10 protein-coding genes are annotated in these 10,542 nt (G+C 52.1%); 5 read left to right on the top strand and 5 right to left on the bottom strand.

Going from position 1 to position 10,542, the window contains the following annotated elements; all coding sequences use genetic code 11:
* From AC1HCM_RS01380 to AC1HCM_RS01370, 3 genes are all read left to right on the top strand, one after another.
* Positions 1-278, top strand: a 278-nt coding sequence (locus AC1HCM_RS01380; RefSeq protein ID WP_479459986.1) for an AAA family ATPase, incomplete at its 5' end; no start/stop codon positions are given.
* Between the two features lie 10 nt (positions 279-288).
* Positions 289-1,080, top strand: coding sequence for an HAD-IIA family hydrolase (locus tag AC1HCM_RS01375; RefSeq protein WP_479459985.1), 792 nt, complete (start codon positions 289-291; stop codon positions 1,078-1,080).
* The gene (locus AC1HCM_RS01370; RefSeq protein WP_479459984.1) at positions 1,065-3,059 is read left to right on the top strand and encodes an LPS-assembly protein LptD; all 1,995 of its coding nucleotides are present in this window, start codon (positions 1,065-1,067) and stop codon (positions 3,057-3,059) included. The genes AC1HCM_RS01375 and AC1HCM_RS01370 overlap by 16 nt, the downstream gene beginning before the upstream one ends.
* On the opposite strand, the gene rpe is transcribed toward AC1HCM_RS01370, so the two are convergent.
* Both rpe and AC1HCM_RS01360 read right to left on the bottom strand, forming a co-directional pair.
* The gene (gene rpe / locus AC1HCM_RS01365) at positions 3,034-3,705 is read right to left on the bottom strand and encodes a ribulose-phosphate 3-epimerase (protein ID WP_479459983.1); all 672 of its coding nucleotides are present in this window, start codon (positions 3,703-3,705) and stop codon (positions 3,034-3,036) included. The two genes, AC1HCM_RS01370 and rpe, sit on opposite strands and share 26 nt — an antisense overlap.
* A complete protein-coding gene (locus AC1HCM_RS01360) occupies positions 3,702-4,640 on the bottom strand; it encodes a hypothetical protein (protein ID WP_479459982.1) in 939 nt (312 codons plus the stop codon). The genes rpe and AC1HCM_RS01360 overlap by 4 nt, the downstream gene beginning before the upstream one ends.
* Positions 4,641-4,655: 15 nt before the next feature.
* Here AC1HCM_RS01360 and AC1HCM_RS01355 point away from each other — a divergent pair, with 15 nt between their 5' ends.
* On the top strand, positions 4,656-5,870 hold the full coding sequence (locus AC1HCM_RS01355) for a hypothetical protein (protein WP_479459981.1): 1,215 nt from the start codon (positions 4,656-4,658) through the stop codon (positions 5,868-5,870).
* On the opposite strand, the gene AC1HCM_RS01350 is transcribed toward AC1HCM_RS01355, so the two are convergent.
* Entirely contained in the window at positions 5,871-7,178 is a 1,308-nt protein-coding gene (locus tag AC1HCM_RS01350; RefSeq protein ID WP_479459980.1) for a homoserine dehydrogenase, read from the bottom strand. It lies immediately after the preceding gene.
* A gap of 79 nt (positions 7,179-7,257) precedes the next feature.
* Here AC1HCM_RS01350 and AC1HCM_RS01345 point away from each other — a divergent pair, with 79 nt between their 5' ends.
* Positions 7,258-7,746, top strand: a complete 489-nt coding sequence (locus tag AC1HCM_RS01345) for a hypothetical protein (RefSeq protein ID WP_479459979.1) — start codon at positions 7,258-7,260, stop codon at positions 7,744-7,746.
* Between the two features lies 1 nt (position 7,747).
* Here the strand turns inward: AC1HCM_RS01345 and AC1HCM_RS01340 are convergent, their stop codons facing one another.
* Both AC1HCM_RS01340 and AC1HCM_RS01335 read right to left on the bottom strand, forming a co-directional pair.
* Positions 7,748-9,679, bottom strand: a complete 1,932-nt coding sequence (locus AC1HCM_RS01340; RefSeq protein WP_479459978.1) for a helicase HerA domain-containing protein — start codon at positions 9,677-9,679, stop codon at positions 7,748-7,750.
* 14 nt (positions 9,680-9,693) lie between these two features.
* A partial coding sequence (locus AC1HCM_RS01335) for a glycosyltransferase family 2 protein (RefSeq protein ID WP_479459977.1) occupies positions 9,694-10,542 on the bottom strand: 849 nt, incomplete at its 5' end.

Here is a 10,542-nt window from a genome sequence, read left to right as displayed (position 1 = left end):
TTTACATATCTCCGGAGGTTGCGGAGTTCATAGTCTCCATAGCTGAGCAGACGAGGACAGACCCTAAGGTCCTGCTCGGTGCCTCAACCCGCGGGACCATACACCTGTCCCAGTGTGCGAGGGCGGTCGCTTACACCAAGGGGAGGGACTTCGTTATACCCGAGGACGTTCTTGAGGTAGTGGAAAGGGTGATAGCCCACAGGCTCATAGTTAGGGAGGGGGTGAGCAAGGAAGAAGTGGTCAGGGAAGCACTGCAGAGGGTTGAGATTCCAAGATAAAATACTTCCCATGTTCACGCTCCTGATAGATATGGACGGTGTCCTCACAAAGGACAAGGAGTTCACTCCCTTTGATTACGCCACCACCTTTATAAAGAACCTAAAGAAGTGGGGCGTGCCCTTCAGGATAGTTTCCAACAACTCAACACGCCCGCCCGAGCTCATAGTCCACAAGCTCAGGGTGAAGGGATTTGACATCACAGGGGAGGACTTTATATCACCCGTGGGAGTGCTACCGGACTACCTGAGGCGCCTCGGGGTCAAGAGCCTCTTCGTGATGGGGACCGCCATGCTCTCTGAGTTCCTCTCCCAGCAGGGCTTTGAGGTGAAGAACGACCATGAGGTTGAAGCGGTCGTTGTTGCCCAGGACAAGGAGGTAAACTTCTATAAGATAAAGACCGCCGTATCGGCGGTGTTTCTGAACAAGGCAAAGATAGTTCCCGTAAATCTATCCCGGATAGTGAGGGACTCGGACGGTCTCTACTTCCCCGGGGCGGGATCCTTTGCAAGGATGATAGCCTACAGCACGGGTTACGAAGGGGAACTTCCAAACCTCGGCAAACCCTCTCCGGAGTTCATAAGGCTCGCCCTAAAAGGACTCCCTCAGGAGGAGGTCTTCCTCGTGAGCGACGACATATACACCGACCTTATGGGTGCGAAGGAGGTTGGGATAAAGACCATCTTCATGACAACGGGCAAGTACAGGGAGGAGGAGCTCAGGAAGACGGACTTTAAGCCCGACTACATCTTCCACGACCTTCGGGAGCTTGAGAATAAAATATTCGGGTGGCTAAAGGGCTAATAATCCTTCTGATCGCCGTTTCCCTGTCCTTGGGCGTTGAGATACTCTCTAAAAGCCTCAGAACGGACGGAGAGGGAAACATCATAGCTGAAGGGGAGGTTGAGGCTCAGTACAGGGAATACCTGATAAGGGCGGACAGGGTGAAGTACAACCCAAAGAGCAAAGAGGTCTTCGCCTACGGCAACGTCTATGTAGAGAAGGAGGACAAGAGCCTAGTCGTGAAGGGAAGCCAGGCTTATCTGAACCTGAGGGAGGAGAAGGGTTACTTCCTTGATGCTCAGGGACGATTCAGGGAGTTTTACTTCAGCGCCAAGAGGGTTGAGAAGGTTGGTGATAAGCTGTACCACGTCTATGAGGGTGATGTTACCACCTGCCCCCCTGAAGACAAGGAACTAAAGGTCTGCTTCCTGAAGGCAAGGGTCTCCGACAGATACGTCCTCTCCCTGAGCAACTCCTTCAAGTTCTTCAACCTGCCCGTCTTTTACAGCCCTTTAGCCATCTTTCCCGTCGGCAAGAGGAGGTCGGGACTCCTGCCCCCCATGATAGGGAGCAATTCCTACAACAACTTCATATACATACAGCCTATATACTGGGCTATCTCCCAGGACAAGGACGCAACCCTTACCCTTGATTACAGGGACAAGCAGGCAAAGGGTGTTTGGCTTGAATACAGGCAGGCGTTCACTTGGAAGAACAGGTTCTACATGAGGATATCCTACTACAAGGAGCCAGAGCCTGCGGGGGAGTGGTGGGAGGGGAGGAATTTGAAGACTTTCAGGGAGAACAGGTTCAGGATTGAGCTCAGGAGCTCCCTTAAGGGCTGGAAGCTCGGCTTGGATCTTCCTTCAGACCCTTACTTCTTTGAGGACTTCTACTTCTCCCAGGGAGAGAGAACGGTACCCTTCACCCTCTCGTACCTCAACTACACCGAGCTCAAGAAGGACTACCTCCTGACACTGAACCTTAGAAGCTACTACGACCTTACCTCCGATACAAACCGCCAGACGCTCCACCTTCTCCCCGAGATGGGCTTTTACTCAAGACCAAAGCGCCTCGGACCTGCCTACCTGAGCCTCACGAGCACCTTCACCAACTTTTACAGGGAGGAGGGTTTGCGCTCAAAAAGGCTTATATTCAACCCTCAGGCGGAGCTTCCCCTGAAGCTATTTGAGCTTACCGACTACATGAGCCTTAAGCTCATCAACAACTTTTACTTCACGGAGGGGGAGGAGGGTCTGGATGAGAGGGTCAGCACCTTCCTCTTTGAGAACAGGCTACCAATATTTCACAGCCTCAGCCTCGGCAAGATAAACTTCTCAAACGTCCTTGAGCTCGTTTACTCCTTTTCCCCCGAGGACTACAACAACCCCCAGTTTGACAGCTTTGACAACGTGACCAAGGAGAGCAACTTCCGCCTCAGGTACAGCGCCTCAATGGTGCACAAGGGGAGGAGTGTAGCGAGCCTCTTTCTGGAAGGAGGTTACAACCTGCTCGGCTCTTACAGGTTTCCCACCGACAGCGCCCTCGTAAAGGAGAAGCTGGTGCCCCTCAGAGCTATCCTTTCCCTCTACCCTGCCCAGTGGCTTAGCCTGAGTGAGGACACGATATACGACGCAAATCTCGGGATATTCGCCCAGAGTGCAAGCTCGGCGAGCATCAGCGTAAAGAATTTCAAGGGATCGCTCGGCTACGTTGTAACGAGGAACAGCACGGGGAAGCGGATATCCGACCAGTACACCGTGAAGGGGGAGCTCGGCATAAGGGCTCTACTGCTCGGTGGCTCTCTTACAAGGGACAACATCTCGGGGCAGGAGCTCTACAGAAATCTCTATCTTGGGCTCAAGGGAGCCTGTTGGACCCTAAAGGTTGATTACAGGAGGACCTACTACGGCACCCAGAAGGGTTATCTGAGGGAGGTCTTTGTAGTATTCAACCTCTTCAACCTCAGGGAGCTCAAACTGCCACTGCGGAGGAGATGAGCTCCTTCAACTTCCTCGTCTGAGCCTCAACGTCCCGGGCTGAGAAGATGCCTGAGCCAACTACCACAACGTCCGCCCCTGACCTGACCACCTCAACCACGTTGCTCTCCTTTATACCTCCGTCAATCTCAATGAGGCAGTCAGGGTTTATCCTGTCCCTTAGCTCCCTCAGGGCTATGAGCCTGTCCAGAGACCTCTCTATAAAGCTCTGACCGCTGAATCCCGGATTGACCGACATAAGAAGGACGTAGTCCGCATAGTAAAGAGCCTCCTCAACAGCTCCCACGGGTGTTCCGGGGTTGAGAACCACCCCAGCCTTAGCACCAAGCTCCCTTATCAGAGTGAGGGTTCTGTGGATATGAACAACGTTCTCTATGTGGACGCTGACCCAGTTCGCACCCGCTTTTACAAAGGCGGGTATGTATCTGTCCGGCTCATCTATCATGAGATGGGCATCTATGGGAACGCTCACCCTCTTCCTTATGTGAGATAGGAGCTCAGGACCAACCGTTATGTTGGGTACGAAGTGTCCGTCCATGACGTCGTAGTGGAGTATATCCGCTCCTCCCCTGATGGTAGCCTCTATCTGCTCGCCTATGTTCCACCAGTCCCCTGCAAGTATGGAAGGTGCGAGAAGCTTCCTCACCTTAACTCCTCCGAGCTATTTAATTTTAAGTCCTTTTTGAGGAGACCGCTTACGTCTATCGTGATCTTGACGCCGGGCATGACCTCCACCTTGAGTATATCAATGGGTCTTTTAAGGGTGAAGAGCTTAGCTTCACACACCCTCTTGGTTATAGGAGAGTCCCTTCCCAGGTACAGTCCTCCCCACAGAGATAAAACTTCAACGGGGAGGCTTATCCGTGTTATTTCCCCTTCCTTGGAGACCTCTACCCTGAAATCCCTCTCCTCCTTCGGGGTCTTCTTTATTACAAGCCTGTAAAGTCTCTCCGGAAGCTGGGGTATGCCTTTGACTAAGGACAGCCTTCTATCACTCAGGTACAAAACCGCCTCAATGGATGGGTCTCCTTCCCTTAGCTCTCTATAGAGGTTTATCTTACTTCCCGAGGTGCAGAGCCAAGTCCCCTTTGATCCTGACCAATCAACGATCTCCACCTCTTCAAGGGGTACCTCAACGCTCACGAAGGAGATAAGTTTGTTCCCTACCCTGTAGATAGTGCTCTCCAGAAGCTTGTAATCTATCTCCTTGGCTTCCTTTGTCTTCCTTCTCAGATCCTCCTCAAGCCTTCTCCTCATCTCGGCTTCCTTCTGGAACTCCCGCCACCGCTCCTCTACAACCCGCCAGCACTCAGGGGGTGTTTTTCTCTTCTCTAAAAGAAGTGCTGTGCACTCACCAATCTCCTTCTTTAGCTTTTCAGCGGAGGCACCCCTGTCATCCTGGAGGGTTGAGAGGTACAGGATTAAGAGGACAGGCACGCATTCAGGAGGCACCTCTCCCCTTTTGGTGGAGACCGCTACACACTCCCTAACCCTCTTATCAAAGACTTCTTGGGAGCTATCTTCCGAACCAAAGAGGAGGGATAGAAAGAGGCTGAAGATGAGGAAAATTTTTCTTACCACGTTAATAATTTAATCATGGGTGTTTTTATTCTTATCCTTCTTACCTTCTCCCTTTTGCAGGCTGAGGAGCTCTCCTTTGAAACCGAAAGGTTTTCAGGAGTCATAAAGCTCATGGATAAAGGGATAAAGATGAGCTGGGTTAAGCTCAGGGAGGGTGGCTATATGGTCTCCGGAAAGATTCCCGAGTCCATTAAAGACCAAGGGTTTGTTTGCCAATACCTCACGGACCTCAAGGCGGAAGAGGTAAGGAACCTTATACTTAAGAACGAGTACCTACCCAAGAAGGTACCCTTGAGGACTCTCAACGCTTACGTGAAGGTGGGCAAAAAGCCTCATCTCGCAAAGCCCGAGATATACCCGATAAACCCTACGATGGGAGATTATGGGGAGATAGATTCCGAAATAGTGAGGGAGGTCCTGAGAGCCATGGAAAGGGACCCATCTCTCAGAAAGAGGTTCAACCGCTACGTTGAGGACTTTCAAAGGGAAGGTCTTGACCCTATAGAGGCGAGGAGGGAGGCGCTCAAGTACGTGGTTGGTCTTGCCAAGATTGAGGTAAGGAGGTGGCTCCCAGAGGAGAAGCTACCAAAGAGGCTCTATCTTTACTGCCACAGAGCCCTTTATGAAACTGATACAAAGCCCGGGAAGACCCCTAAGAGCATTTATGAAGTGAGGCTCTACCCCGTTGAGCTGAGCACAATATCCGAGGGACACATAAGGATTGAGAAGGTGGAAGTCCTGAAGGGAGACATAAGGGTTGTCCTTACAGTACCTCACACCCATGACGTTCCGAGAAACCTTCCCCTTGACCTGATAACCGTAAATCCGCCACTGGCAAAGGGCTTTCGCTTCAAGAACTACAGATATGTCTATGTGGGAGGCTACCTTTACTATGGTTTTAATAAGGACCCCAACAGGGGGAGCTATCAGATATATCTCAGCTCCTTAGGAGACAAGTTCTACACCATTATCGCCCATCAGGGGGAGGAGAGAACCTACGAGCTCTACATAAGGCTCGGCTACTACGGGTCCAACGAACCAAGGGAGGAAATATCCATGTTTAATCCCCGTAGAGGGGACGATTACTACACGGGCACTTTGGTGGACTGGAGCTACACCCACAGAAGGTTTTTAAAGAACCTCAGCATAAGAACCCCCGTTAGGCTCACCTTCAGGATAGTATCGCCCGAGGGCTACGAGTCGGAACCCTTTGAGGTGGTGATAAGGTAGTCAGTCCGCCTCCTCCTCAACCCTTATCAGGACGGGCTCACCAACAACAACGGGAAGCCCCCTTATCTGGGAAAGGGCTTTCTGGATGTCAAGCTCGTAAGCCTTATGGGTAAGGACAACGAGGGGAACAACCGGTTCTCCGCTCCTGCCAGCTATCTCACAGACCATCTCCTTCTGAAGGACAGCCGCTATGCTTATGTTGAAGTCTGCAAGGACGCGCGATATTGAGGCAAGGACTCCGGGTCTGTCGGGGACATCAAACCTCAGGTAGTACCTGCTGAAGAAGTTCTCCCTCAGGGATATGGGCTCATCCTCCCAGTCTATAGGGGTTATCTCCCCACCGCCATTTGCCACAACGGTCCTGCCCAGATCTACTATATCCGAAACGACGGCTGACGCCGTTGGAAGGGAGCCTGCCCCCTGGCCGTAGAACATCGTCTTTCCAACGAAGTCCCCCTCAATCATGACGGCGTTGTAAACACCCGAGACCTTGGCGAGGGCTTCGTCCGAGTGGATGAAGGTTGGATGGACCCTTATCTCAACCTCACCATCAAACCGCTTCGCTATGGCGAGGAGCTTGAGGGTGTAGCCGAGCTCTTTACCGAGCTCCACGTCAAGTCTGTCAACTTCCCTTATACCCTCAACCTTAAGGCTCTCAAAGGGGAAGTACCTTCCGAAGGCGAGGGAAGCGAGGATGTTTATCTTGTGGGCTGCGTCCCATCCGTCTATATCAAGGGAAGGATCTGCCTCCGCATAGCCTCTCTCCTTAGCCTCACCGAGGGCTTGCTCAAAGCTCAGGTTCTCCTCAAACATGCGGGTCAGTATGTAGTTTGTGGTGCCGTTCAGTATCCCGTATATGGTCCTTATCCTGTTGCCGACGAGTCCCTCCCTGAGAGCCTTTATGACGGGAATGCCACCACCAACTGAGGCTTCAAAGCCTACCCTGAGTCCCCTCTCCTGTGCCTTGAGAAATATCTCCTCACCCTCAAGGGCGAGGAGGTGCTTGTTGGCAGTGACCACGTGCCTTCCCCTGTCAAGAGCCTCCATTATCAGCTTCTTGGCAAAGTCCTTGCCTCCAACGAGCTCCACGACGATATCACAGGAGTTTATCACTTCTTGGTAATCGGTTGTCCTTACCTCAGGTGGGACTTCAAACTCCCTCTTCCTTTCCCAGTCAAGGTCCGCAACCTTAACGAGCTCAAAGTCTATCCCCGTCTTCTTCTTGAGCACATCCCTGTTCTCAATCAAGAGCTTGGCTGTCCCAGTCCCTACGATGCCACAGCCGACTATACCGACCTTCACCTTCACGGCTTTATATGATACCTCCGAAGGAGGTCCTCTGTTCCATAAAATCTATGTACGTTAGTGTTTACTAATCTATCCGCCTGTGAGAGAATATACTCAGGAGGTAATCCTGATAAGAGCACTGCTGATAGTCCTGACGCTCGTGAGCCTGAGCTCTGCGGGTGATATACCCGGTGCCTTCGGGATTAAGTTCGGCACTCCCCTGAAAGACATAGATGTGGTTGATGTGGCTAAAACCACCGAGGGTGCGACCATTTACATAGTTCTGCCTCCGAGGAGGCTCCCCTTCCTAAAGCTCTATGCGGTTGAGGTATCTCAGAAGGAGAAGAGGGTTTACGGTATCTGGGGAAAGGGAAGCCTTCCTTCCAAGGAGGAGTGTCTGAAGCTGCTTGAAGGCGTCGCCTCCCAGATGGAAAAGGAGTTCGGGGTTGAGAGGAAAAAGCCTCCCTTCAAAGCCATAGGCTACTACTTTACCGCTGGGAAGAGGATGGCTCTTGTCAAGTGTACCCAGGAGGGGAAGGACTGGAAGATATACCTTCAGTTCTACGACACCGAGCTTGAAGGAAGATGAGCTACCAGTAAGGTATCTCTTCCATCTGAAAGAGGAAGCTGAAGGGAACCGCCAAGCCGCTTATGTACGCTGTCCCGGGCTTAAGGAAGGGGAGGAGGTTGAAGACGTCCTCCTTGCTCTGTTCAAAGAAGATGGAGACCGCCTCAAGGTCGTTCCTAGTTATGAGCTTGAATATCACCTGAGTGTTGAGCTGGGAGAGGATGAACTTGCTCACGTTCGCCGGTCTCTGGGTAATAGCTATCAGACCGAGCCTCAGCTTCCTTCCTTCCATAGCTATCCTTCTGGCGCTTATGTAGGCGAGGTTCTCCCGTCCCGCCTGTATCTCCGAGGTTCCCCTCTCGGGTGCGAAGTTGTGAGCCTCCTCAAGGACTATGAGCCTGTCTGCTGGCTCTTCCTTGGCTATCCTGAGAACCTCTCTTAGAAGGAGTCCGGCAACGTTTATCCTGGTTTCGGTTATATCAACGTCCTTGTAGTCATACACTACGAACCTCTCACCGGACTCCAAGGAGTTCCTGAGCTCCCTGACGAGCTCCGGCTGTCCCGAGACGGACTCCTCTCCGAGGTTTCTCTTCCAGAACTCAACCGCATCAAGGAGAGCCTCCCTCAGGTATCTGTCCTTTACCCTGATGGCTGCCTCTTTGACGAGGGTCTCAAGGCTCTTTTCTCCGAGGGCTGTTCTGCCAAGCTCAGGCTTTAGGTGCCTCCTGAAGAAGGACATGACCTCCTTCTCATCGTGGGACTTCTCGGATATGGTGAGTCCGTACTCCTTGAAGAGGCGCTTCAGGTCATCTCCATCAACGGGCAAAAGGACGTTTCCTACCCTCACCTCCCTCGCATCCCCGACCTCCTTCAGGAACTGAGAATACTCGCCGTACATATCAAAGACAAAAACCTTCACGGGCTCTGTGAAGTTCTTGAGCACCTTCTTCACAAAGGTCGTCTTCCCCGAGCCGGTTGTTCCTATAACAGCCATGTGCATTGAGACAACCTTATCCATATCAAGGTAGGCCTTGACCTCCGTTCCCTGAAGCCTCCCCAAATAGGTGGGAAATCTCATATCGTAGCCCGAGTGGTTCTTCAGGAGTATCGCCCTGAGAGCCTCCTCTCCAACCTCAAGTATCTCAACGGGTGATCCCGCCCTGAGGGGACGGACAGGCGTCTTGAAGAGGTTCCTCTCCCTCTCGTACTCGCCGAGAACCTCCAAGCTCGCTACCTTCAGCTCAACCCCCTCCTGAGCCCTCGCAAAAACGCTCGCAACCCTCCAGGATTCTTCATCAACGGAGAAGACCTCCCTAAGGAAGGGGCTGTCCTTGAGAAGGAGCTCATCACCGAGACCCTCAAGGGAGGCGTTGACCGACCTTATCTGGGATATCCTACCGAGGAAGAAGTTCTCCCTATCAATGGGTATCTTTACGTAAGTCTGTTCCTGTAGCTCCCTGAGGAGGAGGACCTTACCCTCCCTCGCCGTCTCCAGCCGGAGTATGAAGGCAACCGTCTTTGAAAAATCGTAGGACTCCTCCTTTATAGCCTCAAAGTGCTCCTCAAGCTCCCTTACCTTCTTAGCCTCCGACAGAAGGACGGCGGTCTCCACATTTCCCTCAGGCAGGAGCCCCGAATGGGTTAAGTTGGCAGAGCCGACCAGCGCCCTCTTTCCATCAACTATCACGAACTTTGCGTGTAGCCTCGTGTTAAGGAAGAGCCTCCCTCCTCTTTCCTTAACAGCCTTGAAGACCTCTGGGTCCGTTATTCGGAAGTCCTCGTAGGAGGAAGCCCTCAGTATTAGCTCAACCCTGACACCCTCCTTAAGAAGTGAGAGGAGTTCCTTGAGAACCTCACCCTTGACCCATGCGGAGGCTACCTTTACCTCTCTTTTTGCCTCCGAAAAAAGCCTCCTGAGGGCGGTGAGTATCCCCTCTCCCCTGAGAATCTCCATAATTAAAGTTTAATTCAGTCATTTATGTTTATCTTCTCTTCAATAACGTAGGGCTTTTCCCCTCTTGATTCGTAGTAGGTCATTATTATCAGCTCAGCTATTATTCCAGTGGAGAGGAGCTGTATCCCCGCGAGTATAAGGAGAACACCGAGTATAAGGAGCGGTCTTCCACCTATGTCTTCACCCATAAAGAGCTTCAGAAAGCTCAGGTAGAGCTCTATCAGAACGCCAACACCGAGCAGGAGAAAGCCAAAACCCCCGAAAACATAGAGAGGCTTGGTTATGTACTCGTTCAGGAACTTAACCAGAAATATGTCAAGGATAACCTTGATGGTTCTACCTATACCGTACTTTGACTTCCCGTAGAGCCTCGGGTGGTGCTTTACGGGTATCTCGGCAATTCTTGCACCGAAGCGCTTTGCGAGGGCTGGCAGGAAGCGATGCATATCGCCGTAGAGCCTGTACCTCTTCGCTATCTCGGACCTGTAAGCCTTGAGGGTGCACCCGTAATCGTGGAGCTCCACACCCGTTACCTTAGAGATTATCCAGTTGGCTATCTTGGAAGGTAGCTTCCTTGAGAGGAAGGGGTCCTTCCTGTCCTTTCTCCACCCGCTCACTATGTCGTAGCCTTCCTCCAGCTTCTCCAAGAGCCTGGGTATGTCCTCCGGGTCGTTCTGAAGGTCGGCGTCCATTGTTATTATCACATCGCCCCTCGCGTGCTCAAAGCCGGCGTACATCGCTGCGGTCTGCCCGTAGTTCCTCCTGAACCTGACGACCTTGACCCTTTTGTCCTTCTCAGCCAACTCTCTGAGTATCTCCGGCGTTCGGTCGTAGCTCCCGTCATCAACGAAGACTATCTCGTA

The organism is Hydrogenivirga sp. (assembly GCF_056450045.1).
The sequence above is the reverse complement of the archived record's forward strand: the minus strand, read 5'-3'. Positions and strand labels throughout refer to the sequence as shown.

Bases quoted from the DNA above. Each gene is read 5' to 3' on its own strand.
- AC1HCM_RS01375 (WP_479459985.1), top strand. From the start codon at position 289: ATGTTCACGCTCCTGATAGATATGGACGGTGTCCTCACAAAGGACAAG.
- AC1HCM_RS01355 (WP_479459981.1), top strand. From the start codon at position 4,656: ATGGGTGTTTTTATTCTTATCCTTCTTACCTTCTCCCTTTTGCAGGCT.
- AC1HCM_RS01340 (WP_479459978.1), bottom strand. From the start codon at position 9,679: ATGGAGATTCTCAGGGGAGAGGGGATACTCACCGCCCTCAGGAGGCTT.